We start from the raw sequence: 26,995 nt of genomic DNA, 5'->3' as shown, positions 1-26,995 counted from the left end.
TTTAATCGTTACTTTATTCTGCTTATGCGCCAGTTGTTGACACATATTAACAAGATCTGAATTATAGTGGTTTACACATTTCATTACTTGCTGCGATCCTTTTTCCTTCGGTAGGGCAAAGTAACTGAATAGTACCTAAAACTTGTGCCGATTTTCGATTGCTTTCAGCAAAACTATCACCTTCAACAAGCTCTATAACTTCTAAACAAAGACCCAATAAGTTACTGTATCGGTCGGTACGTTCTAACTGAGCTAACTCTTCTTCATTAGGGGTAAGCTTTTCATCAGAGCTTTTGAATTCTTTATGCTCAAAATAATCAATGGCGCGATCAAGTAAGGTATCTTTTTGTGGACTTCTAGCATAAAGGCGAGAAAGTAAACGCTGCACTTGGCGAGTATGATAAGTTTGATGAGGTGAGTCGCTTGCCATGTATTCACTTATTATTGATAAAAACTTAATAGATATTAATAATGGGAGCAAATAAACATAAAAGCAATAGTCACTTGCATAACTATTGCTTTTATAAACTAAAATCGGTGAGTCTGTTGCTCAGCTAACCTTATGCTACCAAACGAGTATTATTCGTTGATACCTTTAATCGTTACTTTATTCTGCTTATGCGCCAGTTGTTGACACATATTAACAAGATCTGAATGTAAGCCTCCAGCGGTAACATCCCGACCTGCACCAGGACCACGTATAATCAGCGCATTATCTTGATACCAGCGACTTTCAATTTTGAAAATATTATCGCACGGCGTTAAGGTTGCAAATGCATCACTACGCGGTAATACTTCTAAGCTCACCTTCGCCTTAACTTTTGCTACTGCATTTGTCGCGTTATTATCATCTTCTACACATTGTAAACGTGCGACATAACGTATACATGATGCTTTAGCGTTAGCACTTTCAAATGCTTCTTTGAAATAGCTATCAAGTTGACTTGCTTGTGCTAAAAACTCTTGCGTTGACAAACCTTGCAATGATTCTGGCACTAAGTTTTGACAAGTAATATCTGACAAGTCTAACTCAAAGCCTGCTTTTCTCGCTAAAATAAGTAACTTACGTTGTACATCTCGCCCTGATAAATCTTCACGAGGATCTGGTTCAGTAATACCTTGAGCTAAAGCATCTAGCAACAATGTTGAAAAGGGAACACTCGCATCGTAGGTTTGAAATATCCATGATAATGTTCCAGAGAAAATCCCTGATATTTCAGTGATTTCATCACCACTTTGACGTAAATCTTTAATAGCATAATTTATAGGTAAGCCAGCACCAACGGTAGTATTACCTAGCCACATGCTATGGTTAGCGGCTGCAGTATCAATTAATTTTTGATATTTTTCACTGCTCGATGAGGCAGCCCACTTATTAGCGCCAATCACGTGAATACCTTGTTCAAAAAAGTCTTGATACAATAAGCTAAATTGCTCACAAGGCGTGATATCAACCACAATAAGCTCATCATAAGGATGGTTACTTAACCACGCTAGTAGCTGCTCATTGGTGTATTCATGAGCGCTTTGTTCAAACATAGTTAAGGCTTGATTAACATCAATACCATCATTGTTAATTAATGCTTTTTTAGATGATAGTAAACCAACCAAGTGAACATTTTCTAATAACGAGATACGATTTAACTGTGCTGGTAATAACTCTAAAAAGCGTTGACCGATATTACCTAAGCCAGCAACAACAACACCAATATGTCGAGCGTCTTTCGTCATGTCGTGGTGAACATTATTTAATAACTCAATAGAGCAAGGCTCAGGCAAAACAGCAATTAAACTATGGTTGTTTTCGCCATTAGCTAAACACAAAGGTTGGGCCGTTTTTAATGAGCGTTTGAAACGTGCTCTAATATCACCATGCTCTGCCACTCGGTGACCAACAGTGGCAATAATAGACACGGGTTTAAAAGTCACTTCGGTATCGTGACTTGCAAGCCACTGACTTAGCGATTTTTGCTGCGCTTGTGTAATAACAATATAACCTTGCTCTTCATCTAAACAAATAGGAGCAAACTCGGCTTTTGCTGCTAATAATGATTCACCAATAAAACTTTCTGAGTGTGCTATTAATAAATCATTAAGGTAAGTAACCGATAACTCCTGTTTAGCAATTTGACCAAACTTACCAATTTCAGTTCCAACCACTTGCGGATCAAAACTACTCGCCACATGTAAGTGGGTATGATGCTCACTCAATGGGTTTACTAAAGGTAATAATGTTTTAGCATGCAATACGGGGTTACCTAAGCGACCAAGCTCTTTAGCAACACCATTAGGTAAACGATGTAATTTTCTGGCATTAGGAACTACACGTGGGTCGGCACTGTAAATACCGTTAACATCGGTCCATAAAGTTACGGTACGCGCAGCAACTAACGCCGCAATAATAGTTGCTGAATAATCACTGCCATTACGACCCAACGTGCAATTATGTCCACGGTTATCTTTAGCGATATAACCCGTAATAACCGCTAATTTACCAAACTGACGTTGCTGTCTTAACTGTGCAGCGCTAATCGCATAATCAACTAAACAGTTTTGCTCATTTTCAATAACAAGAAATTCACGAGCGTCAATACTATTACTTGGACAAATTTGTTCATTTAATAATGCAGAAAGTAAGCGAGCCGACCAAACTTCGCCCAGCGCTAAAATATCATTGTGATGCAAGGCTAAATCACCAGACAACCACGTGGTTAATATTTCAATATCTTTACGCAATAAATGGCTAATAGTATTGGCATTATTTTCGTTTAGTAGTTCACTAATTAACTGCTCTTGCTGTTGAGTTAATAAAGCAACCGATTGCACGAGCTCAGCACTTAACGTAGCAATTTGTGCTGCTTCACTTTCATTACTTAAGTCAGCATTGAGCTTTTCAGCTTGTAATGTTTCAGCCTGAGTATAAAGAGCAAACAAGGCATCAGTAGTTTTACCGTTTGCTGATACCACCACAATATCGTTCAACTGACAATGTTGACGAATAATCTCTAAAACACGTTTAATACACTCTGCAGTGGCTAATGAGCTACCACCAAATTTATGTACATGAATTGCCTGTTTTGCCAACTTATTTTCAGTGGTGTTACCTACCGCAAATTCATTTTCTAGTACGATACTTTCTTGTGTCATTCTCTTGCCCTATTTACTCTATCTATCGGCTTTTATTGTTGGCTTTGCGCTAAAGCGTGTGCTAAATCCGCTAAAATATCATCTATATCTTCAATACCTACCGAAATTCGTACTAATGATTGAGTAATACCTGCTTCTAATTGTGCTGCTATTTCCATACCCGCGTGAGTCATGGTTGATGGGTGGCTGATCAAACTTTCAACCCCGCCAAGTGATTGCGCTAAGGTAAACAACGCAATATTATCGAATAATTTTTTAACTGCCTCAACGCCACCTTTTACTTCAAAACTTAACATAGCGCCAAAATTAGATTGTTGTTTTTTCGCAATTTCATGGCCAGGATGATCGCTAAAGCCAGGATAATAAACGGCATCAATCGCAGCATGATCTTTTAAGAATGCGGCAACTTTGTCAGCATTTTCTTGATGTTGTTTCATACGAATAGGTAAAGTCTTCAAACCTCGCAATGCTAAAAAGCTATCAAATGCGCTGCCAGTAATACCAATACAGTTAGCCCACCAAGCTAATGTTTCACCAAGCGCTTGCTCTTTGGTTACTAAAACACCGCCAACCACATCACTATGACCATTAATATATTTAGTCGTCGAATGAAAAACAATATCAGCCCCTAACGTTAAAGGCTGCTGTAATGCTGGAGATAAAAAGGTATTGTCTACAGCAACTAATGCACCAACCGCATGGCACGCTTTGGTTACTTCTTCAATGTCAACTAAACGTAATAATGGGTTACTTGGACTTTCTAATAAAACTAACTTAGGCTTTTGCGCTAAGGCTTCGGCCAATGCCGCTGCATTATTTTGATCAACCACAATTAGCTTAAACTGCCCGCGCTTAGCTAGGTGAGTAAAAAGTCGAAAACTCCCACCATAGCAATCATGTGGGATCACAACAGTATCTTCTACTGACAACAGCTGACAAATTAAATGTACAGCTGCCATACCGGTACTGGTAACAATACCAACACTACCCTGCTCCAACTCAGCAATAGCTTCAGCAAAAGTTGCTCGCGTTGGGTTACCGGTACGCGAATAGTCAAACTGTCTTTTTTCATTAAAACCTTTAAGTGAATAAGTACTCGATAAATGGATAGGAGCAACAACCGCACCATGGTGTTTATCGGTATTAATACCTGCTCTTACTGCCGAAGTGGTAATATTTTTAATCGACATAATAATTTCCCCATTTAGCGTTTAATAACGCATTCAATTAGTAGCTCATACTTGTTGTAAAAGTACGCTGTAGTATTAACAAATAAAGTGAATTAACGTTTAGATGTTTGGACGTCTATAACTCTAAACATTTTAGCTAAAACGGTCAAGACATTTTAGACATCTAAACTTCTACTTGACTGCTTTTTCGCAACAGGTAAAATCTACGCTATCACAACCTAGTTGTACATCATAACAATACAGAGGAATAACCATGGCTCAGTGGAATGACGAGTATATAAATCCCTATGCCGAGCACGGTAAAAAGAGTGAGCAAGTTAAGAAAATTACCGTTTCTATTCCTTTGCGAGTATTAAAAGTATTAACTGACGAACGCACTAGACGCCAAGTCAATAATTTACGTCATGCAACAAATAGTGAATTATTGTGTGAAGCTTTTTTACATGCTTTTACCGGACAGCCTTTACCTGATGATGAAGACTTAGCAAAAGATAATAATGAAAAACTACCAGCCAGTGTCCGTCGCTTACTTGAAGCAAAAGGAGTTACTGACTTTAGCGCTTATGAAGTAGATGATGATTAGCCTCTTCTAAAGGCTGTTTTTCATATAAAACCAATACGCTAAAAAAGCTAAAAGGCACTACGAAGGTGCCTTTTTATGTTGTAAAAGATGAGAATACTAAAAATTGTAAAAGTTACTTAGAAAAATCAACAGCTCCTAATACATAACTGTATTTAACCTAGGAAAACTAGCTCAACCAATTGTTTTTACGTGCAACAATGGCAACTTTTAAAAAGAGTAACGCAAAAATAGTTACCATAATTGGCATAATCAAACCACTAGGACCAAATACATCAAAAGCGTTAGCAATAAAAAACGCGTGATACATTTGCACCACAATACCTATCAACGATCCTACAAATAAATTTACTGCCCACGACATTTTAAACAGCAGCATAAAGCTTGCGGTAGTTCCCGCAAAAACAGCAACAGCAAAAGCGCCATTCGCCCAAAGAGGCATATTTAAATACATTGCTTGCTCTGCTGGGGGTAATTGCTCGAGCAATTCAGGAGTAATCGTTATCTGACTAATAAACGCAAGCACACCAATAAGATTCCATAACAAAGCGATAATTGCTACTACCATAAACCATTTAGGTACCGGCACTGATAGCTCACCATCTAGAGTCTCTACTTGAGTTTTAGCATTTAATGTTTCTTTCTGACTTTCCATGTTCACCTGTCTTTAACGTCTAATAATATTGAGTTGCTTAAACAACTTTTGCTTTAATAAGCATAGTAGCCCTAACTTAAAAGTAAAATAGCACCAAGCTATACTTAGACCTAGACTCAGACCTAGACTCAATCTTTGCCTTTGGTTAATTGCATTAAGCCACGCCATGACCTTTAGCGGCAACCCAAACTCGATACCATTGTTCAGCATTCATTGTTAAGGTTATTGCTCCCGTTGCTTCTTTAATTCTCTCTAAATTTCGGCTTCCAAGTAATGCTACAGGCTTTGAAGGGTGCTTTAATATCCAAGCATAAATAACTTGCTCTATCGAGCTTGCACCGATTTCTTCTACTAACTCATGCAAAGTTTTATGCAAGCGTATTGCTTTTTCACTGTTTTTATCGAAAACGCTACCGCCAGCAAGACAAGACCACGCCATTGGACGAATCCTTAATCTTTGTAACTGATCTGCAGTACCATCTTCAAATACATTGAAATTAAGTGGGTTTATTTCAACTTGATTGGTAATTAGCGGTTTAGAAAGCCGTGATTGTAATAATTCAAATTGACTTGCACTGAAGTTTGAAACACCAAAGTGCTTCACTTTGCCACTTTGATGTAAGAGTTCAAATGCCTCTGCCACCTCATCTGCATTCATTAGTAAATCAGGGCGATGTACTAATAACGCATCTAACTGTTCAACGCCTAAACGTTTTAGTGAGTTTTCTGTTGAGGTAATAATAGCTTCTTTGCTACTGTCATAATGAGAGACTCTATTACTATCTGGACTTGGCGCTACGCCATTAATACCAAATTTTGAAACAATTTCAATTTGCTCTCTCATACTTTTATCAAGCTTGAGCGCTTCACCAAATAGCTGCTCACTATTACCATAAATGGCGGCATTATCTACGGTTGTGATACCTAATTCGACATGAGACTTTAAAAAACTTAACCGCTGCTGCGCGGTGAAATTCCAAGCACCTAAGCGCCAATACCCTTGTACAAAAGTAGAAAAAACTGGACCGTGTGGTGCCATAGTGATTTTAGGAATAGTGATCATGAACAACTCTTTAATTAACTAAATATCTATGAGGGTGATTAATCTAGTTTATCAGAAAAGCTAAACTATTTTGTCTAAATAGTGCTCTATCTTATACTAATCTATAATTTATCCCTTTACTGTCATCCATTAACATCTGTGCTACTATTTTAACAAATGTAATCTCTTTGTGAGTTTATGATCATTTATTTAGGTTAATCTTTTGTCAGGAAAAAGCCCCCACCACATTGACGACAGTATTCTTGGACAAATATTAAATAGTGTCGACGCTTATATCTATACCAAAGATATAGCAGGAAAGTACACTTATGCTAACCAAGCTGTTTTAGAGCTTTTCGATAAATCACTTGCTGAGATTATAGGTTGCGATGACAGCCACTTTTTTGATCTTGCACTTTCAGCTGAACTCACCGAAAACGATCAACAAGTTATAAAAAAAGCAATTCGCGTAGAAGGTGAAGAATATAATTTTATTAAAAATATACAAGCTGTACGCATTTTTAAAACAGTCAAAAAGCCTTTATTTGATGCTCAAGGCAATGTTAGTGGTATGTGCGGTGTATCTACCGATATAACCTCAGAAAAAAAGCTACAAGAACAAGTTAATGAGCAAGCGTACTTACTCGATACAATCCTCAATAATATAGATGCACATATTTATATGAAAAATAATGAGCGCACTTTTATGTATGTTAATAGTAAGGTCGCAGAGTTATTTGGAGAGAGTGCTAAAAATATTATTGGTAAGAAAGATTATGATGTATTACCCCAAGCAATAGCTGATCACTTTTATCAATCAGATAAAGAAGTCTTCGCGAGTAATCAAAAACAAGTGATCGACGAAACAGTTATTGATGAAAACAACATAGCTCATCACTATATTAGTACTAAAATACCTTTTTCTCAGCCAGGAAAACCACCTGCGTTGATTGGCTTTTCAAGTGATGTAACTGAGCTGTATAACTTGAAAGAGCAATTTAAAAAGTTAGCGAATACTGATTCATTAACTAACTTATATAATCGTCGCTTTTTTACTAAACAAGCCCACAAAGAATTCCAACGCGCAAAACGTTATTCACAAGTAATGACGCTAATTTCTGTTGATATTGATCACTTTAAAATGATTAACGATAAATATGGCCATCCTGCAGGCGATAAAGTGCTTATTGATGTTTCAGCCTGTCTTAGCCAAAACTTAAGAGAGAGTGATGTGCTCGCACGCATTGGTGGCGAGGAATTCTCTATACTGTTACCTGAGACCTCATTAGAAGATGCAAAAATACTAGCTGAGCGTATTAGAGTTGAGCAAAGTGAGTTAGTGATATCAGGTAAATGGCAAGGGGATATAAAGCTCACCGTCAGTATTGGCATGTCGAGTTTAACTGAAAACGATGTGACCTTTGACGCTTTATTTTCACGTACAGATAAAGCCCTGTACCTTGCGAAAACGTCAGGCAGAAATCAAGTATATACTTTATAAAAACATAATAGTGACAAAGAGCTTCGCTCTTTACTATGAATCAAAAAAAATGCCGACACTACAATTGTCGGCATTTTTATTTTATAGATTACATACAGGGGCATTAAATTTCGCTTTTATTAACCCTAAACCAATAAACCGCATACATAAGTACTGCTGAAATAACAACGGTTCTATAGTCTATTTGCGCTAAAATAATGTTCAAACTGTCATGTGCTTGTATTGAGTTGCCATGTTCAATACTCGGAGTTATTGAAAAATAGTCCATTAAAAAATTACCAAAAAACATATCTGGTAACTGCAAGTAATTAACAATAATTCCTTCAATCACTAACAACGCTGCAATGGGTAATACCGCCCATAAAAATGGTGCTTTAGTTGCGTAAATAGACGCTAACATTAACCAACTAAATAATGGCAATAACCAAACAGCGGTTGGTAATAAGCTCACCCAAATGTAACTTAAGTTACTCACAATATTAACTTCGCCTAACAACCCAAATAGGGAAATATCATAGCCAAAGTATAATACGCTACTAATAACAATATTCACCAACAACCCTAATAAAAATAGTGCCGTTGCTGCTGACATAAAAATAGCTGGGATAACGATAGCACCAGTTAGTAACTTTATTGCCACAGTTAAACCATCTGATACTGGCAGTGAACGCCAAAACATCACTGAACGATCGCGCTTTTCATCAAACAAGCAATTAATTAAGTAATAACATTGCACAATAAACCCAACCACTAAAAACGGCGTAAATAAGGCAATGGTTGACGAAAAGAATATAGTTTGCAGCTCTGGCGAAGACTGTAACTCCGCTAATTGTTTTACTCCTGCAAGAAACTTATCACCATCAAGATCGTTTAGTAGCAATGCTAATAATGGCACCGCAATAATTAATCCGATTAAAGTAATAGGCACCCAAGTTAGCATCCCCTTAAATTCCCACAATTCTTTTTTAATAGAAGCTTTAATTAATGATGTGTTCATTAGCACGTCTCCTTATTCATCATACCAACAAAAATATCGGCTAAACTCGGCACACTCACTTGCCCCAAATCTTGTAATAAAGCCTGATCTGATGCGTTAAAATCACTATTATCAAAAAGCATCGTCGTTAACCCCATCATAGTATTCTTAAATAACGGCTTAAGCGTTTCGGCCTGTTCAACATGCTCAGCATTTACCGCTAAAATATTGAAGCGTTCACGAATATTTTCAGTGCTTTGCGACAACACTATTTCACCTGCTTTAATAAAAGCCACATCCGTTAAGATATGTTCAATTTCTTCAATTTGGTGTGTAGTAATCACAATACATTTATCTTCGGTATAGAAATCTTCTAGAAGATGCTTGTAAAACTGTCGACGCGTTAAAATATCTAACCCTAGCGTTGGTTCATCTAAAATCAGTACTTTGGCATCAATCGCTAAAATAAGCGCTAAATGCAATTGCGTAATCATGCCTTTTGAAAGCGATTTTACTTTATCGCTTAAGGCAATATTGGTTTTGGCTAAAAACCCCTGTGCTTTGGCTATATCAAAATTATGATGAATATCATTCATATAACTTAATGCCTGCGATACTTTTAACCAACGAGGTAAAATAGCAACATCAGCAATATATGCCACATCATTGAGCATCTTCACGCGATCTTTTTTAGGGTGGTGCCCTAAAACATCAATATCGCCAGAAAAATCAATAAGCCCCAATATCGCTTGTAAACAAGTCGTTTTACCTGCGCCATTAGGCCCGACTAGACCAATTATTTGTCCTGCTTCAAACGATAAATTGATATCTGTCAGTACTTTTTTGTCACCAAACGACTTGTTTAAATTAGTCACTGATACTAATGCGCTCATGCGTTATTCTCCTTATCTTCTGCAAGCAACTGTGCTACCGACAGCTTTAGTCGTGTTATTTGTTTTAATACTTGTGGCCACTGCGTGGTTAAAAAGCTCTCTCGTTCACGAGTGAGCATTAACTCTTGCGCGCCATGTTTAACAAAAAGCCCTTTACCCCGTTGTTTCTCGACAATATTTTCATCTTGAAGCATTTGATAAGCTTTTGAGATTGTTATCGGGTTAAGTTGATACTCTGCCGCAACCTTACGCACAGATGGCAAAGGCTCGCCTTCTTTTATGTACCCATCTAAAATACGAGCAACCACTTGTTGGTAAAGTTGTAGGTAGATAGGTTTATCAGCATCCCATTGAGGGGTCATATCTTACTCCCTTGCGTTAACATAAAAACAATACACGTGTTATACATCACCAACACACCAAAACACAAGTAATAAATTAAAAAATATCAATAAAAAAGCGAGTAGTGTTATACACACTACTCGCTTAACGCTAACTTAACTTCTTAACTTCTTAACTTAAGAGCTATAATAAATGACTCCAACCCTCTAACTATGTTTTGTCTAAGTGTTTATCTAGGAAGGTAATCACTTTTCTCATATAGGCTTTTTGGGTTTCAGGGTTATAAAACCCGTGCCCTTCCTTATCAATAAAAAACCATTCATAAGATTTATTCGCCTTATCGAGTGAATCTCTTAAGCTTTCTACATGTTCAAAAGGTGCTCTTTCATCATCTTCACCATGGGCAAGTAGCAGCGGAATAGTAATCTTACTAGCATAATTAACAGGTGACATGCTTTTAAGCGCGGCTTCATTGGTGCCCAATACCTCTTGTAAGTAACTCAAGCCTGAATCACGAGCTTGTACATCACCTTTATCAAACATCAACTCCAAGTCATAAATACCGGCATTGGCAATAGCACATTGGTAGGTGTCAGGGTAAATAGCTGCACTTTGCACGGCAGAATAAGCACCAAAGCTAGCCCCCATAATACAAGCATTATCTGTTTCAGCCATACCTTCTTTTACTAACCACTGGAACCCCTCTAAAATATCTTGCTGTATTCTAGAACCCCACTGTTGATGTCCATCCGTTTCAAATTTTACACCGTAGCCACCAGAGCCTCTAAAATTAACTTGTAAAACAGAATAACCATTCAAAGCTAAGTATTGCACTTCTGACGAGAACCCCCAATAGTCTCTTGGACCATGAGGACCACCATGTACTAGCACCACCACAGGTGCGACTTTATTATTTAGTGTCGTTTTAGCCTGCGTGAGATAGCCATGAATAACCTGCCCGTCTGAAGCACTATACTGAATAGGCTCCACCGCCGCAAAGTCACTTTCATGAAAGTTAGGCATTAATTTAAACAAATACTTAATCGTATTATTTTTTAAGTCATATAAGTAAAGTGTACCTGGGTTGACATCTGATGACACCATAAATACATAAAAATCACCATGCTGTGTTTTACTGGTTATTTTAACTTTTTGATTAGGAAAGGACGTAAGTAAGTTTTTAAATATTCCAGCTTCTTCAGCTTTTTTATCAAGTATTAAGTAAGCGGGATAATTTTCATCCGTTCTAATTGCATAAGCTGAACGCCTATCAGTCGCCATCTCGACATTGGTTATATCCACTTTTGGGTCGGTATAGACATGCTGATAAGAAAAATCGTTTAAATTAAGCTTGAATATACCGTCAAGGTCTTGTTTATGGTTATCTAAAGTATATAAATACTCACCTGAACCATTAATGGATAAAGGCCATACCGAAGAACTTGTGGTTCCAGGTGCTAGCTTTGCCCAGCCACTATCACCTTGCTTGATGTATATTTGCTGGTAGTTGTTCTCATCGGTTCCTACTAAAGCTCGTAATTCTCCTTTAGTGTCGGTAATAAACCTCGCAAAAGGTATAGGTGATGTTCCGAGTTTATTTTTTAGGTGCCCAGTATAAACATTAAGCCGATATACGGTTGCTAGTCTCTCCCCGGTGCTGCTCATAGGAGTAGAGCTAATTAGAATATGATCCTCGTCTTCTGGGAGTGTATCGATAACCTCTCCCCAACCTTGAATTGATTCTCTCTTCTTAAGCCGACTACCGGTTTGAATCTCCCCAGCATTAACACCATAAATCATTCTACCTCGCGAACCGTCCATATTAACTGCATAAAGTTCACCATAAAAAACAGGCATTGCTTGTGAATACACACGTTTTACAACATTAAGCACTAAACGTTCATTATTAACCCAATGATATTCACCGACCTCTGTTCTTCCAGAAAAATTTATAAACCCAACCGGTTTATTTAACTCGTTTACCTTAAAGACAATTAATGCCACTTTACCTCTAACATTGGCAGCAACAGCTAAATGCTTCCCATCAGGTGATATTTTAGCATTTTGATAGCTGGAGTGATCGAATAGTTGTTCCCATTGACTATTTTCAGCTTCGACAGAAAAGCTCAAAATCATGATGAGCAACGAGAGAAACTTTAATATTTGATATAACATTCCTTATCCTTAAAAATTAGATATTTATTAACATGTTAAATATTAACACTTATTTAACATGGCCACTATTATTGATTTATTAAGTACTTTACAAATAAAAAGCCGAGTATACGTTAAGTAAACTCGGCTTTATTAAGCAATACACATTAAACGGTAGTTAAGTTAATACATAACTAACCTAGTAAAATATATTCAGTGTTATTTATGGTAAGGCTGACTTAAACGGCGTACCGACTCAATAAAGTGACCTGCATGTTCAGGGTTAACGTCTGGGTGAATACCGTGACCTAAGTTAAATACGTGACCTGTACCGCCATGACCAAAGCCTGCTAAAATTTTAGCGACTTCTTCTTCAATACGTGGTTTCGGTGCATATAACATTGATGGGTCCATATTGCCTTGTAAGGCAACTTTATCACCTACTCGTGCTTTTGCATCTTCAATATCAATAGTCCAGTCAAGGCCAACGGCGTCACAGCCTGTTGCCGCAATAGACTCTAGCCACATACCACCATTTTTAGTAAATAATGTTACCGGTACTTTACGGCCATCTGCATGACGGGTTAAACCATCAACAATTTTCGCCATATATTGTAATGAAAAATCTTTATAGTCGCGTGGTGATAACACCCCGCCCCAAGTATCGAAAACCATTACCGATTGTGCGCCCGCAGCAATTTGAGCATTAAGGTAGGTAATAACTGAATCCGCCAGTTTATCCAGTAACATATGCAAAGCTTGTGGCTCAGCAAACATCATTTTTTTGATTTTAGTAAAGGCTTTTGAACTACCGCCTTCAATCATATAAGTAGCTAATGTCCATGGGCTACCTGAAAAACCAATTAATGGCACTTCGCCGTTAAGCTCTTTGCGAATTGTACGTACCGCATTCATAACATAGCCTAACTCATCTTCTGGATCAGGAATGCCAATTTTTTCGATATCAGCTTTACAAGTAATTGGATTGGTAAACTTTGGACCTTCACCCGTTTCAAAGTATAAACCTAGGCCCATTGCATCAGGAATTGTTAAAATATCACTGAATAAAATCGCAGCATCTAATTTGAAACGACGTAATGGTTGAATAGTAACTTCACAAGCAAATTCAGCATTACGGCATAATGACATAAAGTCACCTGCAGTTGCTCTTAACTCACGGTATTCAGGTAAATAGCGACCAGCTTGGCGCATCATCCATACTGGCGTGTAATCGACAGGTTGCTTTAATAGCGCACGTAAATAATTGTCATTTTTTAATTCGGTCACCGAGAGTTCCTCTTAAGGTATTTACCTGTTTAATACGCAAAGTTAATTAGTTTTGTTAATTAAACTGTTATAGGCAGTAATTTATTGGCACAGTTTACCATCAGAGAACACTTTGATCCATGCGCTAAATCAAGGCAGAGAGAAAGTGAATATAAAAAGTTCAAATTAATTTTAATTATTTTTTTAGCCAACATAAGCTATTGCATTTTACCAATGAATATCAAATCAATAGCTTAGGAGCAACAACTAATTAGACCACTTTACTACGAAAAAAATCGTGGAGTTTATGCTCTATTAAAGTTGTTGCGGTGGCAAAAATGCTTTGGTATAAAATGCCTGCGCTTCAGAAAAACAATAATAAATATAAAACGCTACAACTAATAAGAAGCTTGTTTAACAAGACCATAATGCGAGCATTTCAAGCCTTTCTCTTTGAGAAAGGCTTTTTTATTGCCCTATTTTTCCTGTCTTTTATAATAATCATGTAATTTTGCTTCATATAGTCTTATATTAAACTTTTATTGATTAAGCCAAGGATACTTTCGTTATGAAAATAGCCCCTAAAATGTTACCTGCGGTGTTACTACCTGCACTGTTAAGCCTTTCAGTATTACCAGTATCGGCAAATGAACTAGCAGACTTAACTAAGTCTGCTGCTCAATCAGCAACCAAACAAGTCACGTCAGCAAGCCAAGAGCAAACTAAACCGTTACAAACCAACGCCATGATAAGTTATGCCGCTGAACAGCTTAACCTATCAGAAAGCACAGTTTCTGCTGGTTTTGGCTCTTTATTAAAGGTCGCTAAAGATAATTTAAGCGGTGAGAATTTTGCGATGATTAGCAAGGTTATACCTGATTTAGATAGCTACTTATCACAAGCACCAGAAGTTGCAGAATCAAAAAATTCATTGAATTCATTATTATCTAATGCAGGTGATGCAGGGAAAAAAGCAGAAAGCTTACAATACCTAAATAGCGCTTTTGAAAAAATTGGTATTCCAAAAGAACAAGCACCAGTGTTAGTAAATACCTTAAATGGCTACTTACAAAGTAACGGTTACAGGCAGGTAGCGACATACTTAGAAAAAGGTTTGAGCTTTTTATAACCAATGTATTTCCGCCTAAACTTTATTTAGGCGGAAAAACCCATAACACTTTACCTGCAATTTGTGATTTCCCTACCGGTCCAATTTTTTCAATGGGCAAACTACTTTTATGATGCCCTTTTAACCAAAAGAGTCCATTTCGATCAGTTTGTGCTAACGATTTCACCATATAACCGTATTTAGGGTGTAATACTTTCAGCAAACTTCCCTCTTTTAGCTTAAATATTTTTAACCAAGGTACAATAAATATATAGCTATTTTCAGGAATAGTTGGCGACATACTAATGCCGCTAACTTTACAAAAATGAAAACCAAACATAATAATGTTCCTTGAAAATAAGTTAACTTAAGCTAGCTTAGGATAAATTAATGGTTGCGTTGGTGGATAAGGACAAGCTGCGACAAAAGTCTCAACCCCTTTTGTTGTCCAGAAAATTTCAGCAAAACGATTCACCAGCGTTAATAGCTTAAGACTTGCCGCTTTACTAATGTGTTGTTTTGCTTGTGATGTCGCTAACATAATATTGTGAACCAATTCATGCAGCTCTGGATATGCATCGAGTTGTGGCGCTTTAATATAGTCGCCCCAAATGACATTAACTTCTGCTTTAACTTTCAAGCCATGTTTTTCTTTTTGATCGACTAAACGCAAAAACTGCGCCTGCTCATCCAATGTTAACGTATCTTTAGCTTTAAGTTCATCAAGTAAATCAACCATACGTATTATGGTTAATACCGCCAGCTGTGCACTAATGGGATCATAAATTTTACAGGGGATATCACAATGGGCACTCACAACAGGAAAGTGAAATTTTTCATCAATTTTAGCAATAAGGTTGTAAAACATAACGGTATCCTGCGTTAATAATAACTAATGACTTTTATCTGACTTAGTCGCTTTTATCTTTCGGTAACTCATCACTGCCATCACAACAATAACCGGTGCTAGCCATAACAAATGAATTAAGGTTGAGTTAGCAGCATTATGATCATGGCCAGAATGTGCTAACACGGTAGCGCTGCTCAAAAAAATAAGTACGCTAATAAATAATTTCGTTGCATTCATATTTATCTAACTCCTGTTATATGTAAATAATGTTATTGCCGTGCGATAACCTCAAACATTGCGCAAGCCACTTTTAGCTAATGTAGTATCGGTTGTCTCGCTGCAACCTCCACGGCCATTTTTTGTAATGAAGCCAAACAGCTGTCACAAGCCGGATGCTTTTTACTGAATTCCAATAAAGGTGTTAACGTGCTCTTTAGAAATCGTAAAGCAATAAATTGAAACTCATCACTATAAGCAGGATGCTGTGAGATCTCTGTCATACGTTGATGCGGTATTTGTAAATAACGAAACGCTATTCTAGGTTTACTTTGCTCTTCATATAAAATAGCTAAATGATGAAAAGCTCCTACCCATGCCTGTAACAACGCTACATTTTCAATATCATCGCGCCACTTTTCCTCTAAGCATTCAATTGCTTGATGATAATATTCTTCTGCTTGAGCCCATAAATTATGATTAAAGCTATAATTTGCTCTTTGTAATAACGCTTGCCATATTTCCATTCACAACAACCAAACACAAATGATAATGGTTATCATTTTATTTAAAGTGAAGTTTTATGTAAAGAAATAGTTGTTATTATTTTTTATTTAACTGCTCACTTAATCAGCAAATGTAATCACGCCCTGATAAATAAAACAAATTACCTTCTCCAGTATAAGCATTGCGACACTTGTCGTTTTATCTGCTAGCATTATGATAATTATTGATAATATGCAGATCAGACCATGAGCCAACCGCAACGCGATATAACCCTTAGATTTTTAGCCGAGCCTCAAGATGTTAATTTTGGTGGTAAAGTACACGGTGGCGCCGTAATGAAATGGATAGATTTAGCTGCTTATGCCTGTGCAGCTGGCTGGAGTGGCCGCTACTGCGTTACCGCTTATGCCGGTGGCATTCGTTTTGTTGCGCCCATTCATGTTGGTAGCTTAGTAGAGGTTGAGGCTAAGGTTATTTATACTGGAAACTCTTCAATGCATATTGCCCTTGAAGTAAATGCTTGCGATCCAAAATCGCTTAATCGCCGCTTAACTACTCATTGTATTGTTATAATGGTCGCGGTTGATCAAAACGGTCAATCAGAGAGCGTTCCACAATGGGTGCCAAAAACTGAAGCTGATAAAAAGCAGCATTCAACCGCAGTCAAACTCATGGAAATGCGTAAACAAATTGGCGAAGAAATGCAGATTTTTGTTGATTAATTAACGGGTAAGTTTATGACTAAACACGTTATTAAAGCACTACTCTTACTTTGTTTGGTCTATGCTCAACCTAGCTTTGCTCTGGCTAAGCTAGGTCATCAATTAGTTTGTCAATTAGCTTTTGAACACTTACCTGAGAGTAAACAACAGCGAATAAAACAATTGCTCGCATTTATTCCTGCCAAAGAACAACGCCGCATTAACCGCTATAACCACACAAAAGAAAGTGATGAAATAACCTTTGCTAAAGCGTGTACTTGGGCAGATGCTATAAAAAAACAAGATAGCTACCAGCAATATAATGCTTGGCATTATATGAATCTACCCAGAAGTAACACTAACGTAATTGCTAATAGCTGTGATAAAAATTGCCTACCGCAAGCTATTTTGTACCACCAAAATAAATTACAACACTTAGATGTTTCCTGGCAAAAAACACAAGCATTACTCTTTTTGGGGCATTGGCTGGGTGATATTCATCAACCCCTACATGTAAGCTACGCCAGCGACTTAGGAGGAAACAAGATCAAGCTTGCTAAGCAAAAGCAATGCACAAACTTACATTGGTATTGGGACAGTTGTATTTTGGCTCAGTCGCAACGCACTTACGTGCAATGGCTAAGTTTATTAGCGGCGCAGTGGCATAAGAAAAGTACACCAGCTTATCAACCTGCACAAGTATGGCTATGGGCTGATCAAAGTTATCAGCTAGTGCGAAAAAATAGTTTTCAATACTGTCAGCTTGACAGCGCAGGCGAAGCAAGTAATAAACGCTGCGTACAACCACGAAAAACAGTAGTGCTCACTGATAATTATCAGCAAGTGCACTTACCCATTATGGAACAACAACTGCTGCTGGCAGCAAAGCGCCTACAAAAAGTATTAGAGGCTTCACTTTAGTAAAAAATAAGTTTCATATCAGGTATCATTTTAGGTATCACTTTCACTCGAACTTTCAAAATCCGTTAACGCCTTTAGCTGAGTTTTAACCTCTATCCACTGTGACATGTAACGCGTGCTTTTATGGTGATGATGATTAAGCATGCCGCCAATAAAGTTTTGTTGCCGCTCTTGCGCTAAATTTTCAATTAATTGTGATAAGCGCAAGTTGAAGTTGCTCATTATTGCCGCTTGTTGATACAGTAACCTCGCATTAATGGGCCCAAGATTACTTGCCAATTGCCAGCGATTTTTGTCTTGATATAACTCGACTGCAGCATCAGCAATAGTTTGAGAATCATTAGCAATAATACCCGCCCAATCATTTGCTGTTTCCATGCTTTCTGCGCCAATATCTGTGGTCACTGAAGGCGTTGCACACATCATAGCTTCTGCTAATTTTCCTTTGATACCTGCGCCAAAGCGCAGCGGTGCTAAGCATACTCGCGCTGATTGCATTGCTTGTACTGCATCATCAACCCAGCCCTTTACTAAAAAACCTGACTTAATATCGTGTAAATCAGTGGCTTTGGGCGGTGGATAAGCACCATAAACCGACAAATTAACATCAGGTAGCTGTTTTCTAATAAGTGGCCATACTTGCTGTTTTAACCACAATACCGCATCCCAATTCGGCGCGTGCCTGAAGTTACCTATCACCATAAAACCATCACGTTCATCAAAACAAGGATTACCTTGATTCAATTGCTGCTCAGTAAACATAAAAGGGCAATAATGCAGTAACTGACTAGGTACATTAAATAACCGTGGTAATAACTCCATTTCATGTTGTGAAATCATTAAGCTTAAATCACAGCGAAAAATAGCGGCGATTTCTCTTTTTGCTAGCTCAGACGATAATAAATCATTATCAGTCATCGCCACTCCTTGCTTATAAGCTTTGTGGCGCGCATCACGTAAACTAAAGAGGTCTTCAGTATCAAGAATACGTAATGCTTGTGGGCAGTGCTCATTAACACGCCAACCAAATTGCTCTTCCATCATAAAGCGATCATACATCACTGCATCAGGCTGTAACGCTTTAATAAATGCATCAAAACTACTATTGTTGAGTTCAATATTGGCAATATCAATATTTAAACTAGGCAGGTCAACCATATGATCGCTTTGCTGAGCGGGGCTGGTAAAAGTGATTTGATAGTTTTGCTGTTTGAATGCTTCAATTAGTTGCATCATGCGACTACCAGCCGCTGATGAATTTGGCTCTGGCCATACGTAGCCAATAATAAGGAGTTTTTTCATCATCGTATTTTACACCTGAATTTAACAACTAACCTGAACTCAGGTTAAAAAAATTAATTATATATTGAAGCTTAAAGAAGAATTAACAAAACTACCTTTTAGCGAGATGCTTACGACGCTAAAATAAGTTAGCTGTTCACTGACGCGTTCTTCATAAACTGCTCATATTTACGCGTAAAGCCAGCAACACTAAAGCCAGACATTTGATACTCCCCCATAAATATTAACGGAACACCTTTACCTTTAATTTGCTTAAATTCATGTTTATAGCGCGTCGATTTATCAATGTTTTTTTCAACATACTTAATGTTATGGGCAGTAAAGTGTTTTCTAGCTTTGGCACAATAACCACAACTTGATGTGGTATACATCACCACGGTGTCGCTCAATCTATTTCGATAGATATCACCCTCAACAAGACTTGATGGCTCTTTAGTGTAGCTGCTACCTCGTGCATTAATCTGTTGTTCACTCAGTACTACGACTTTCTCTTCGGCTGGTGGCTTATCACCAAAATGTTTTTTTCCGTCTTTATCTGTCCACTGATAAATCTTCGCATTAGCAATAAACGCTGAGGTTATCATTAACATTATTGATATTGCCAATAGCACACTTTTTTTCATTTCTAACATCCTTATTATCTAATAAAAAATACTGCAGCTAAGCATAATAGCTTGCGCTTAATAAAAGCTCAACGCGAGCGTAAATACCTTAAGCGCAACAAAACAAAAAGCCACGAATGAAATCACTCGTGGCTCTAAAAACTTTATAACAAGTTATTGTTATTGTGCGGCTTGATCGCCTACCTGTGGTGCAGCTTCTTCCTGTTGAATTTCTAATAATTCAATTTCAAACTGAAGCACAGAGTTACCTGGAATACGTGGTGGGTTACCATTTGGGCCGTAAGCTAAATCTGATGGAATAGTAAAGGTATACTTTGAACCAACAGACATTAATTGTACACCTTCAGTCCAACCTTTAATAACACGGTTAAGTGGGAAAACAGCAGGCTCATTACGATCGTATGAACTATCGAATGTTTCACCGTTTAAGAAAGTACCTTTGTAATGTACTTTAACGGTATCTGTTGCTGCTGGCTTATCACCCTCGCCTTCAGTAACTACAACATATTGAATGCCTGACTCAGTTACTTGTACGCCTTCTTTCTTAGCATTTTCAGCTAAAAACTTGGTGCCTTCTGCTAACGCTGCTTCAGCTTCAGCGATAATCGCTTCTTGCTGTTTTTCTTTCATGGTTGCATCTAGGTTCATTAATAATGCTTGAATTTCTTCTTTTTCAATTAATGCTTTACCATCAATACTGTCAATAAAACCTCTAGTAATAAGCTCTTTATCTAACGTTAAGCCTAATTTGTCATGCTCTACTAGGTTACGCTCCATATACATACCAATTGAAGCACCTAAACCATAGGCTTGCTTTTGAATTTCTGTTTCAAGTACTGGTGCTTTTACTTCTTCAACTGCTTTTTCTTGACAACCAGTAACTGCAACTAAGGCAAGTGCTACTAATGTAGGCTTAAAAAATTTCATTTGTTTCTCCGTATATTATGAGCCACTAGGATTATGACCTAATGTTGTATTTAGGTTTTTTGAATATTAACACTAAACAATTTCAAAAAAGAACTTATACTAACGATAAATACCTAGATAAAAAAGTATTAATATTTTGTTTAAATGTAACTTACCATGTTTACTGTTAATTACCATAATGTTAACGGCTTGCCAGCCTGTTACACAGCAGCCGCTTGCTCGTTTAAAAATGGCCGTTGACGGCGCTTATGCTGGCCAAATTAGCAACGATGGTAAATATAGTATTGTCTCTTCTATACATCATGGTGTCAGTGTTTGGGATATCAAGACCAAACAGCGATTATATAATTGGGCGCAAGAACAAAATAGCAGTGACAACTTAGTACTATCTATCGATATTAGCCAGAACAGTAGCCATGCATTAACGGCCAACAGGGAGAGCTTTGCTTTATGGAACTTAACTACAGGGCAATCTGAGGGTTACTGGAAAGTACGTGAGTCCAATATTCGCGATATTGCTATTGCCAATAATGGTGATTACGTACTTATTGGGAAAAGTAACGGTACGGTAGTACATGTAAGTATTGATAGTGGCAGGCGCTTAGAGTTTTTAGGGCACAAAGAAAAGATTAATAGTGTCGATATGCTGCCTAATGGCAGAGTTGCCATATCAGGGGGAAACGACTTTATTGCGTATATTTGGGATACTGTTTCTGGACAAGTCATCTACCAGTTAAACCACAGCTCCCGAGTATCTAAAGTGGCGCTAGATGAACAAGCTCGCTTCGCTTTTTCAGCTGATAGCATGAAAGGCGCATACATTTGGGATTTAAAAACAGGTAAACGTATTAGCACGCTACAAGGAACTAAACGCCAAGAGGTATTTAGCAGCGTTCGCTTTTCTCCTGACGGAAAAACTTTAGTTACCGGTGCAGCTTCACGTAAAGTCAGTGTTTGGGATGTCAAAACAGGTCAACGACTTAGTCATTGGTTTGTAACACCAAAAGAAGCGAAAAGACCAACCGGCGCTGTTGTGTATAGTATCGCGTTTAGCGATAATAACACCTTATTAACGATAAGCTCATCAGGATACGCTGAAACATGGCCAATGCCGAAATCACACTAAGTGCACACAGCACTAATAATCAATATATTAAAGACTTAGAAGATCGTGTTGACTCATTAGAGTCACGTAATGTTTTTCAAGATGATGTTATTGATCAATTAAGCGAAGAGCTAGCTGTTCACCAACATGCTATTGCTGAGCTTAAGCAGCAAATTCAATTAGTGGCTAATCGCCTAAAAGATGCGGGTAACTTGTCGTCTTCACAAACAGAAGAAGTAGAGCCGCCACCACCTCATTATTAAATATAACGCAGTTAAAAATCCTGAATAGCGACTAACGATTATTCAGGATTAAAAACACCAATCACTTGCTCGTGCTGACGAACCGCTTTGGCCACTTGCGCCTCAGGTTGAACCATTTGCTCACCACAACTAACACACGTTACTTTTTCAACGCTATTTTCTTTAGTTAACGCCATGGTGTCCATCGCTTTACATTTTGGGCAAACCGCCCCAGCGATAAATCGTTTTTTATGATTTGTCATAAACTCTATAGCTCTCTTTAACTAAGTTTTCACTCAAGCTAGCCATCTATAACAATGCTTAACTTAAAGTTAAATGAATAATATCGGTTATTTTACCTTGAATAGTGGCTATAGGAAAAGGGACAATGCATGCGCATTTTGCTTTCGATAAGATATTGAGGACTTACCATTGATTACCGCAACAGACCTAAGTTTAGATAGAGGGGCTAAAAACCTAATAAAATCATCTAGCTTCACTATTCATCCAAATCATAAAGTAGGCTTAGTGGGCAGTAACGGCTGTGGTAAGTCTTCACTTTTTGCCGCACTCTTAGGCGACTTAGCGCCAGATGCGGGTGATTTATCAATGCCAAATAGCTGGGATGTTGCCACGGTAAAGCAAGAAACCCCTTCTTTAGAGCAATCAGCTCTTGATTATGTCATGGACGGCGACAAAGAATTTCGTCAATTAGAGCAAGAATTAGAACACGCTAGATCGACTCAAAACGGTAACCTTGAAGCCACTATTATTAATAAAATTGATACGATTAACGGTTACAGTTTACCGGCTCGTGCTGGTGAGTTACTTCATGGCTTAGGTTTTTTACAATCTCAGCTAAATAACCCTGTAAAAGACTTTTCAGGTGGTTGGCGCATGCGCTTAAACTTAGCACAAGCGTTAATCTCTCGTGCTGACTTATTACTGCTTGATGAACCAACCAACCATTTAGACTTAGATGCCGTTATTTGGCTACAACGTTGGTTAAAACGCTTCACTGGTACCTTAGTACTTATTTCTCATGATAGGGACTTTCTTGATACGGTTATTGGGCAAATTTTGCATATTGAACATCAACAAGCGAAATTATATAGCGGCAATTACACCGCTTTTGAACGCCAACGTGCTGAGCATTTGGCGCAGCAAGATGCACAGTATCAACGCCAACAAAAAGAAGCCGCTCATTTAACGGCTTTTGTTGATCGTTTTCGTGCAAAAGCCAGTAAAGCGAAACAGGCACAAAGCCGCTTAAAGCGCTTAGAAAAACTCCCTAATTTAGCACCAGCGCATGTCGATAGTCAATTCACTTTTAGCTTTGAAGAACCTGAAAACCTACCCTACCCGCTATTATCTCTAAAAGAAACTCAGTGTGGTTATGCTAAGTCAGATAAAAGCGAACAAGCAATTATTTTAGCCGATGTTGGTTTAACTTTAGTACCTGGTAGTCGCATTGGCTTACTTGGGCGAAATGGCGCAGGTAAATCAACGCTTATAAAATCACTGGCAGGTGAATTAGCAATACTCAGTGGCGAACGTTACTGCGCACAAGAGCTAAAAATTGGTTACTTTTCTCAACATCAATTAGAACAGCTGCATGCGCCATCTAGCCCTGTTGATCATATCCTACGCGCAAAACCCACCTTAGGCGAACCACAAGCACGTACTTTTTTAGGTAAATTTGGCTTTAGTGGTGACCAAGCGCTAAGTCAGGTTAAAACCATGTCTGGTGGTGAAAAAGCACGTTTAGTACTAGCGTTAATCGTGCTAGAAAAGCCACAATTATTATTACTCGATGAACCAACTAACCATTTAGACTTAGAGATGCGCCAAGCCTTGGTCATGGCACTACAAAACTTTGGCGGCGCTATTATTCTGATTGCCCATGATAGATTTTTATTAGAGTCTTGTGTTGACGAGTTTTACTTAGTCGCGAACGGCACCGTAAAAGATTTCAGTGGCGATATAGATGATTACCAGCAATGGTTAAACGATGATAAAAAAGATACGGTAAAATCAAACAAAACTGAAAACAGTAACAATAATGAAAAAACGGTTGATAAAAAGCAATTACGCCAACAACAAGCCGAACTTAGAAAAATATCTGCGCCACTGAGAAAGAAAGCCGATAAACTTGAAAAAGATATTCAAACTTGGCAAAAAGAATTAGCCGAGGTAGAAGCGCTATTGAGTGATAGTGATATTTATCAAGCAGAGCGAAAGAGTGAATTAACAACACAACTAAAACGCCAAGCTAGCTTAAAAAACGATATTGAAGAAAATGAAATGGTATGGCTAGAATTAGCAGAAGAAATTGAAGAAATAATGTCTGCTGCCAATTAACAAACATAACTATGAATTTCGCTCGTTTTAACCTATAGAGTACTATACCCTATAATAAACCATTGATTAAAAGGAATGAGTTATGAATAACACACTGAAAATATTGCTTTTTAGCACCTCGTTATTCGCTAGCACTACCACATTAGCTCAAGGAGCTGATTTAGATGCGGGTATTTATGAATTAAATAGAGGCGAATTTAAAGCGGCTATTGCCGAGTTTACCCCGCTGGTTGAAGAAGGCTACTCTCCTGCACAATATCAAATGGCAATGATGTATAAAAACGGTTATGGCATGCCGAAAGATATTGCCAAAGCGATTGAGTTATTAACATTATCAGCCGAGCAACATTACCCCGATGCTCAATTTGAATTGGCCTTGTTTTATACTGAAGGAAAGTTTGTTAAAAAAGATTTAAAAAAAGCATTCGAGCTTACCAGTAAAGCTGCCTATAAAGGCTTAGCCAGTGCTCAATTTAATTTAGCAGTAATGTATGCCACTGGCGAAGGCGTTAAGCAAGACGATTTTGCAGCCTCTCGTTGGTATAAAAGTGCTGCAGATCAGAACTACGCTTTAGCACAATACAATTTAGCCTTACTATATAGCGAAGGCAAAGGCATCGAAAAAAGTATTGAGCAGTCTTATATATGGAACACCATTGCCTCATGGAATGGCTACCCTGACGCTGAAACTAGCCGAAAAATTGATGAACGAGCGTTATCAAAACTTAAAATTGAACGCGGCCGTGAAAAAGCCAATGAAATTTATCAAAAAATACTAGACCAACAAGAAATTAAAGCGAAAATGGCTGATAACAAGTCAATATATTGATCTACATCAGCAAGTTAACTAGGTGACTTAAGTACACTAGATATATGGAAAGTAACAACGCCGTTGTTGTTATCTCACTTTATATTTACGAGTAATTAGGAGCCTATTATGGATCTGTTATCAATGTTAACTAACGACCCTATTGTAATGTTTTCTTTTGGTGGCTTAGGGGTTGTATTAGCTATTTGTGCTTACTACATTTATTACTTTATTACGCATATTGTTAACGATAAAAAATAGTATAATCGGGTTTAAATACTCAAGTAGCTAAAATAGTGGCACTTATTTTTGGTTATTATCTGTTTATATTTCATACAGACCTCTGCTATAATTACTGACATCGTCAACTCTTTAGTAGAGGCAACCTTTTATGCTTAGCATCAATCAATCAAACAATAACTTAAGTTTTATTGAGCGTTTAAATCAACGAGCTGAGCAGCAAAGTGAGAAACTCGCTTCAGGTAAACGTATCAATAAAGCTGCTGATGATGCCGCAGGGCTACAAATAGCCAACCGCCTAACAAGCCAAATTAATGGCAATCAACAGTTAAGCTTTAACGCACAAGATCAAGTTAACCTTAATACCGTAAAAACGGGTGCCTTATCTGCCATAACAGAAGGCTTAGAGCGCGCTAATGTATTGTCAGTACAATCAGGCAACCCACTTTACGATAGCAGTGCTATTCAAGACGAGCTAAATCAAATCACTGAAGAAATAAACACCGTGGCAAGTAATGTGCTCGGCCAAGAGAACTTTATCAGTGGCCTTGATGCTAGTGATCCTCAAGCAACACAAACCGTTATTCAAGATACCGCAGAAATCGTTAATACTAGCGCAAGTGAGCTAGGGGCAAGTAGTAATAGTTTAGCTAGCCAAGTTAGTAGTTACGAAACCAGTGTCGTCAATGTTAGCGCTTCTCGCTCACGTATTGAAGATACTGATTTTGCTGCACAAACGAGCGAACAACAGCAAACAGAAATACTATTACAAGCAGCAATTATCAATAAGAAAAATGAAGAAGAGCGTAAAGGGCTACTCTTCAATAAATTAGTTTAATATCAGCTTTATGCATAAGTGCTCTTGTTAATAGCTGGTATACAAACTTCTAGCTTTTAACTTTCTTTATATCCCCCTTACCTGCTCTGAACTTGTTATACTGCGCTTCGTCACTTTTTTAATGCAGGCTATTATGATTATTCCATTCGAACAAATTGCTGATGAAACACTAACCGCCATTATCGAAGAGTTTATTGTGCGCGAGGGCGGTGATAATGGGGATATTGATATAAACAATGATCAAAAAATCACACAAGTTAAACAACAGCTCAAGCAAGGTAGCGTGGTAGTCGTTTATTCTGAGCTTTATGAAAGTGTAAATATACTGCCTAAAGCACAATTTATGCAGCAACTAGCGGAAAGTGAGCATGATGAGTTTACTCATCAAAATAACGATGAATTTAAGTAACCTGAACTCGGTTTGAAAGAGATTTAAAAAATTGAAATATCAGGAAAAATAACTACTAGAGAAACATTTGTTAAGCCGAAATCAGGTTAAG

Annotated in this window: 30 protein-coding genes; 12 read left to right on the top strand and 18 right to left on the bottom strand. The window is 37.8% G+C overall.

The genetic code is table 11. The annotated features are described in order from the left end of the window. Nucleotides 1-61: 61 nt before the first annotated feature. From ABD005_RS16270 to metB, 3 genes are all read right to left on the bottom strand, one after another. Nucleotides 62-430 carry a hypothetical protein gene (locus ABD005_RS16270; protein WP_343818743.1) on the bottom strand — a complete coding sequence of 123 codons (369 nt, stop codon included), beginning with the start codon at nucleotides 428-430 and terminating at the stop codon, nucleotides 62-64. Nucleotides 431-579: 149 nt separating this feature from the next. Further along, entirely contained in the window at nucleotides 580-3,147 is a 2,568-nt protein-coding gene (gene metL / locus ABD005_RS16265; RefSeq protein ID WP_343818741.1) for a bifunctional aspartate kinase/homoserine dehydrogenase II, read from the bottom strand. A gap of 32 nt (nucleotides 3,148-3,179) precedes the next feature. Beyond that, nucleotides 3,180-4,337, bottom strand: coding sequence for a cystathionine gamma-synthase (gene metB / locus ABD005_RS16260; protein ID WP_215979412.1), 1,158 nt, complete (start codon nucleotides 4,335-4,337; stop codon nucleotides 3,180-3,182). 253 nt (nucleotides 4,338-4,590) lie between these two features. On the opposite strand from metB, the gene metJ reads away from it, so the two are divergent. Continuing rightward, on the top strand, nucleotides 4,591-4,920 hold the full coding sequence (metJ, locus tag ABD005_RS16255; RefSeq protein WP_215979411.1) for a met regulon transcriptional regulator MetJ: 330 nt from the start codon (nucleotides 4,591-4,593) through the stop codon (nucleotides 4,918-4,920). 166 nt (nucleotides 4,921-5,086) lie between these two features. Here the strand turns inward: metJ and ABD005_RS16250 are convergent, their stop codons facing one another. Both ABD005_RS16250 and ABD005_RS16245 read right to left on the bottom strand, forming a co-directional pair. Beyond that, nucleotides 5,087-5,572 (bottom strand): hypothetical protein, encoded by a 486-nt coding sequence (locus ABD005_RS16250; RefSeq protein ID WP_343818738.1) that lies wholly within the window; start codon nucleotides 5,570-5,572, stop codon nucleotides 5,087-5,089. Between the two features lie 154 nt (nucleotides 5,573-5,726). Continuing rightward, the gene (locus ABD005_RS16245; protein ID WP_343818736.1) at nucleotides 5,727-6,635 is read right to left on the bottom strand and encodes an aldo/keto reductase; all 909 of its coding nucleotides are present in this window, start codon (nucleotides 6,633-6,635) and stop codon (nucleotides 5,727-5,729) included. A 202-nt stretch (nucleotides 6,636-6,837) separates the two neighbouring features. Here ABD005_RS16245 and ABD005_RS16240 point away from each other — a divergent pair, with 202 nt between their 5' ends. Next, a complete protein-coding gene (locus ABD005_RS16240; protein WP_343818735.1) occupies nucleotides 6,838-8,115 on the top strand; it encodes a sensor domain-containing diguanylate cyclase in 1,278 nt (425 codons plus the stop codon). 103 nt (nucleotides 8,116-8,218) lie between these two features. Here the strand turns inward: ABD005_RS16240 and ABD005_RS16235 are convergent, their stop codons facing one another. The 5 genes from ABD005_RS16235 to hemE all read right to left on the bottom strand — a co-directional run bounded on the left by ABD005_RS16235 (nucleotide 8,219) and on the right by hemE (nucleotide 13,767). Continuing rightward, on the bottom strand, nucleotides 8,219-9,112 hold the full coding sequence (locus ABD005_RS16235) for an ABC transporter permease (RefSeq protein WP_343818733.1): 894 nt from the start codon (nucleotides 9,110-9,112) through the stop codon (nucleotides 8,219-8,221). Further along, on the bottom strand, nucleotides 9,112-9,984 hold the full coding sequence (locus ABD005_RS16230; protein WP_215979882.1) for an ABC transporter ATP-binding protein: 873 nt from the start codon (nucleotides 9,982-9,984) through the stop codon (nucleotides 9,112-9,114). The genes ABD005_RS16235 and ABD005_RS16230 overlap by 1 nt, the downstream gene beginning before the upstream one ends. Then, nucleotides 9,981-10,346 (bottom strand): GntR family transcriptional regulator, encoded by a 366-nt coding sequence (locus ABD005_RS16225; RefSeq protein WP_215979883.1) that lies wholly within the window; start codon nucleotides 10,344-10,346, stop codon nucleotides 9,981-9,983. The genes ABD005_RS16230 and ABD005_RS16225 overlap by 4 nt, the downstream gene beginning before the upstream one ends. 190 nt (nucleotides 10,347-10,536) lie before the next feature. Beyond that, the gene (locus ABD005_RS16220) at nucleotides 10,537-12,501 is read right to left on the bottom strand and encodes an alpha/beta hydrolase family protein (protein ID WP_343818730.1); all 1,965 of its coding nucleotides are present in this window, start codon (nucleotides 12,499-12,501) and stop codon (nucleotides 10,537-10,539) included. 198 nt (nucleotides 12,502-12,699) lie between these two features. Beyond that, nucleotides 12,700-13,767 (bottom strand): uroporphyrinogen decarboxylase, encoded by a 1,068-nt coding sequence (gene hemE / locus ABD005_RS16215; RefSeq protein WP_215979884.1) that lies wholly within the window; start codon nucleotides 13,765-13,767, stop codon nucleotides 12,700-12,702. Between the two features lie 547 nt (nucleotides 13,768-14,314). Here hemE and ABD005_RS16210 point away from each other — a divergent pair. Next, complete coding sequence (locus tag ABD005_RS16210; RefSeq protein ID WP_343818729.1) at nucleotides 14,315-14,875, top strand: DUF2780 domain-containing protein; 561 nt, start codon at nucleotides 14,315-14,317, stop codon at nucleotides 14,873-14,875. 22 nt (nucleotides 14,876-14,897) lie between these two features. Here ABD005_RS16210 and sodX read toward each other — a convergent pair whose 3' ends face one another. The 4 genes from sodX to ABD005_RS16190 form a co-directional block, all read right to left on the bottom strand. Further along, the gene (gene sodX / locus ABD005_RS16205; protein WP_215979886.1) at nucleotides 14,898-15,194 is read right to left on the bottom strand and encodes a nickel-type superoxide dismutase maturation protease; all 297 of its coding nucleotides are present in this window, start codon (nucleotides 15,192-15,194) and stop codon (nucleotides 14,898-14,900) included. A 27-nt stretch (nucleotides 15,195-15,221) separates the two neighbouring features. Further along, a complete protein-coding gene (gene sodN, locus ABD005_RS16200; protein ID WP_215979887.1) occupies nucleotides 15,222-15,722 on the bottom strand; it encodes a superoxide dismutase, Ni in 501 nt (166 codons plus the stop codon). 24 nt (nucleotides 15,723-15,746) lie between these two features. After that, entirely contained in the window at nucleotides 15,747-15,941 is a 195-nt protein-coding gene (locus ABD005_RS16195) for a hypothetical protein (protein WP_343818727.1), read from the bottom strand. 77 nt (nucleotides 15,942-16,018) lie between these two features. Beyond that, on the bottom strand, nucleotides 16,019-16,447 hold the full coding sequence (locus ABD005_RS16190) for a hypothetical protein (protein WP_343818726.1): 429 nt from the start codon (nucleotides 16,445-16,447) through the stop codon (nucleotides 16,019-16,021). Nucleotides 16,448-16,672: 225 nt separating this feature from the next. Between ABD005_RS16190 and ABD005_RS16185 the strand changes: the two genes are divergently transcribed. Both ABD005_RS16185 and ABD005_RS16180 read left to right on the top strand, forming a co-directional pair. Beyond that, nucleotides 16,673-17,149 carry an acyl-CoA thioesterase gene (locus ABD005_RS16185; RefSeq protein ID WP_215979890.1) on the top strand — a complete coding sequence of 159 codons (477 nt, stop codon included), beginning with the start codon at nucleotides 16,673-16,675 and terminating at the stop codon, nucleotides 17,147-17,149. Nucleotides 17,150-17,164: 15 nt separating this feature from the next. After that, nucleotides 17,165-18,049: a S1/P1 nuclease gene (locus tag ABD005_RS16180; RefSeq protein ID WP_215979891.1), complete on the top strand. Its 885-nt coding sequence runs from the start codon at nucleotides 17,165-17,167 to the stop codon at nucleotides 18,047-18,049. 30 nt (nucleotides 18,050-18,079) lie between these two features. Here ABD005_RS16180 and ABD005_RS16175 read toward each other — a convergent pair whose 3' ends face one another. From ABD005_RS16175 to bamJ, 3 genes are all read right to left on the bottom strand, one after another. Beyond that, entirely contained in the window at nucleotides 18,080-19,351 is a 1,272-nt protein-coding gene (locus ABD005_RS16175) for a glycosyltransferase (protein WP_343818805.1), read from the bottom strand. A gap of 128 nt (nucleotides 19,352-19,479) precedes the next feature. Beyond that, nucleotides 19,480-19,974, bottom strand: coding sequence for a glutaredoxin domain-containing protein (locus ABD005_RS16170; protein ID WP_343818723.1), 495 nt, complete (start codon nucleotides 19,972-19,974; stop codon nucleotides 19,480-19,482). Between the two features lie 159 nt (nucleotides 19,975-20,133). Then, entirely contained in the window at nucleotides 20,134-20,901 is a 768-nt protein-coding gene (gene bamJ, locus ABD005_RS16165) for a BamJ family beta-barrel-assembly machinery protein (RefSeq protein WP_215979893.1), read from the bottom strand. A 136-nt stretch (nucleotides 20,902-21,037) separates the two neighbouring features. On the opposite strand from bamJ, the gene ABD005_RS16160 reads away from it, so the two are divergent. Further along, nucleotides 21,038-22,027: a WD40 repeat domain-containing protein gene (locus tag ABD005_RS16160; protein WP_343818721.1), complete on the top strand. Its 990-nt coding sequence runs from the start codon at nucleotides 21,038-21,040 to the stop codon at nucleotides 22,025-22,027. After that, a complete protein-coding gene (locus tag ABD005_RS16155; RefSeq protein WP_343818720.1) occupies nucleotides 22,003-22,269 on the top strand; it encodes a SlyX family protein in 267 nt (88 codons plus the stop codon). Before ABD005_RS16160 ends, ABD005_RS16155 begins: the two co-directional genes overlap by 25 nt. 38 nt (nucleotides 22,270-22,307) lie before the next feature. Here the strand turns inward: ABD005_RS16155 and ABD005_RS16150 are convergent, their stop codons facing one another. Next, a complete protein-coding gene (locus ABD005_RS16150; protein ID WP_215979895.1) occupies nucleotides 22,308-22,511 on the bottom strand; it encodes a YheV family putative zinc ribbon protein in 204 nt (67 codons plus the stop codon). Nucleotides 22,512-22,680: 169 nt separating this feature from the next. Here ABD005_RS16150 and ABD005_RS16145 point away from each other — a divergent pair, with 169 nt between their 5' ends. The 5 genes from ABD005_RS16145 to ABD005_RS16125 all read left to right on the top strand — a co-directional run bounded on the left by ABD005_RS16145 (nucleotide 22,681) and on the right by ABD005_RS16125 (nucleotide 26,904). After that, nucleotides 22,681-24,609 carry an ATP-binding cassette domain-containing protein gene (locus ABD005_RS16145; RefSeq protein WP_343818718.1) on the top strand — a complete coding sequence of 643 codons (1,929 nt, stop codon included), beginning with the start codon at nucleotides 22,681-22,683 and terminating at the stop codon, nucleotides 24,607-24,609. 82 nt (nucleotides 24,610-24,691) lie between these two features. Beyond that, complete coding sequence (locus ABD005_RS16140) at nucleotides 24,692-25,438, top strand: tetratricopeptide repeat protein (protein WP_343818717.1); 747 nt, start codon at nucleotides 24,692-24,694, stop codon at nucleotides 25,436-25,438. A 108-nt stretch (nucleotides 25,439-25,546) separates the two neighbouring features. Then, the gene (locus ABD005_RS16135; RefSeq protein WP_215979898.1) at nucleotides 25,547-25,678 is read left to right on the top strand and encodes a DUF3149 domain-containing protein; all 132 of its coding nucleotides are present in this window, start codon (nucleotides 25,547-25,549) and stop codon (nucleotides 25,676-25,678) included. A 130-nt stretch (nucleotides 25,679-25,808) separates the two neighbouring features. Then, the gene (locus tag ABD005_RS16130; RefSeq protein ID WP_343818715.1) at nucleotides 25,809-26,495 is read left to right on the top strand and encodes a flagellin; all 687 of its coding nucleotides are present in this window, start codon (nucleotides 25,809-25,811) and stop codon (nucleotides 26,493-26,495) included. Between the two features lie 133 nt (nucleotides 26,496-26,628). Then, nucleotides 26,629-26,904, top strand: coding sequence for a YheU family protein (locus ABD005_RS16125; RefSeq protein WP_215979900.1), 276 nt, complete (start codon nucleotides 26,629-26,631; stop codon nucleotides 26,902-26,904). Nucleotides 26,905-26,995 lie beyond the last annotated feature (91 nt).

It is taken from the genome of Colwellia asteriadis, assembly GCF_039523295.1.
GTDB lineage: Bacteria > Pseudomonadota > Gammaproteobacteria > Enterobacterales > Alteromonadaceae > Colwellia > Colwellia asteriadis.
This window is presented reverse-complemented; position numbering and strand designations above follow the sequence as displayed.

Excerpts from the sequence above, each read along its gene's own strand:
- ABD005_RS16270 (WP_343818743.1), bottom strand. The coding sequence starts at position 430 with ATGGCAAGCGACTCACCTCATCAAACTTATCATACTCGCCAAGTGCAG.
- metL (WP_343818741.1), bottom strand. The coding sequence starts at position 3,147 with ATGACACAAGAAAGTATCGTACTAGAAAATGAATTTGCGGTAGGTAAC.
- metB (WP_215979412.1), bottom strand. The coding sequence starts at position 4,337 with ATGTCGATTAAAAATATTACCACTTCGGCAGTAAGAGCAGGTATTAAT.
- metJ (WP_215979411.1), top strand. The coding sequence starts at position 4,591 with ATGGCTCAGTGGAATGACGAGTATATAAATCCCTATGCCGAGCACGGT.
- ABD005_RS16250 (WP_343818738.1), bottom strand. The coding sequence starts at position 5,572 with ATGGAAAGTCAGAAAGAAACATTAAATGCTAAAACTCAAGTAGAGACT.
- ABD005_RS16245 (WP_343818736.1), bottom strand. The coding sequence starts at position 6,635 with ATGATCACTATTCCTAAAATCACTATGGCACCACACGGTCCAGTTTTT.
- ABD005_RS16235 (WP_343818733.1), bottom strand. The coding sequence starts at position 9,112 with ATGAACACATCATTAATTAAAGCTTCTATTAAAAAAGAATTGTGGGAA.
- ABD005_RS16230 (WP_215979882.1), bottom strand. The coding sequence starts at position 9,984 with ATGAGCGCATTAGTATCAGTGACTAATTTAAACAAGTCGTTTGGTGAC.
- ABD005_RS16225 (WP_215979883.1), bottom strand. The coding sequence starts at position 10,346 with ATGACCCCTCAATGGGATGCTGATAAACCTATCTACCTACAACTTTAC.
- ABD005_RS16220 (WP_343818730.1), bottom strand. The coding sequence starts at position 12,501 with ATGTTATATCAAATATTAAAGTTTCTCTCGTTGCTCATCATGATTTTG.
- ABD005_RS16210 (WP_343818729.1), top strand. The coding sequence starts at position 14,315 with ATGAAAATAGCCCCTAAAATGTTACCTGCGGTGTTACTACCTGCACTG.
- sodX (WP_215979886.1), bottom strand. The coding sequence starts at position 15,194 with ATGTTTGGTTTTCATTTTTGTAAAGTTAGCGGCATTAGTATGTCGCCA.
- sodN (WP_215979887.1), bottom strand. The coding sequence starts at position 15,722 with ATGTTTTACAACCTTATTGCTAAAATTGATGAAAAATTTCACTTTCCT.
- ABD005_RS16195 (WP_343818727.1), bottom strand. The coding sequence starts at position 15,941 with ATGAATGCAACGAAATTATTTATTAGCGTACTTATTTTTTTGAGCAGC.
- ABD005_RS16190 (WP_343818726.1), bottom strand. The coding sequence starts at position 16,447 with ATGGAAATATGGCAAGCGTTATTACAAAGAGCAAATTATAGCTTTAAT.
- ABD005_RS16185 (WP_215979890.1), top strand. The coding sequence starts at position 16,673 with ATGAGCCAACCGCAACGCGATATAACCCTTAGATTTTTAGCCGAGCCT.
- ABD005_RS16180 (WP_215979891.1), top strand. The coding sequence starts at position 17,165 with ATGACTAAACACGTTATTAAAGCACTACTCTTACTTTGTTTGGTCTAT.
- ABD005_RS16175 (WP_343818805.1), bottom strand. The coding sequence starts at position 19,351 with ATGAAAAAACTCCTTATTATTGGCTACGTATGGCCAGAGCCAAATTCA.
- ABD005_RS16170 (WP_343818723.1), bottom strand. The coding sequence starts at position 19,974 with ATGAAAAAAAGTGTGCTATTGGCAATATCAATAATGTTAATGATAACC.
- bamJ (WP_215979893.1), bottom strand. The coding sequence starts at position 20,901 with ATGAAATTTTTTAAGCCTACATTAGTAGCACTTGCCTTAGTTGCAGTT.
- ABD005_RS16155 (WP_343818720.1), top strand. The coding sequence starts at position 22,003 with ATGGCCAATGCCGAAATCACACTAAGTGCACACAGCACTAATAATCAA.
- ABD005_RS16150 (WP_215979895.1), bottom strand. The coding sequence starts at position 22,511 with ATGACAAATCATAAAAAACGATTTATCGCTGGGGCGGTTTGCCCAAAA.
- ABD005_RS16140 (WP_343818717.1), top strand. The coding sequence starts at position 24,692 with ATGAATAACACACTGAAAATATTGCTTTTTAGCACCTCGTTATTCGCT.
- ABD005_RS16135 (WP_215979898.1), top strand. The coding sequence starts at position 25,547 with ATGGATCTGTTATCAATGTTAACTAACGACCCTATTGTAATGTTTTCT.
- ABD005_RS16130 (WP_343818715.1), top strand. The coding sequence starts at position 25,809 with ATGCTTAGCATCAATCAATCAAACAATAACTTAAGTTTTATTGAGCGT.
- ABD005_RS16125 (WP_215979900.1), top strand. The coding sequence starts at position 26,629 with ATGATTATTCCATTCGAACAAATTGCTGATGAAACACTAACCGCCATT.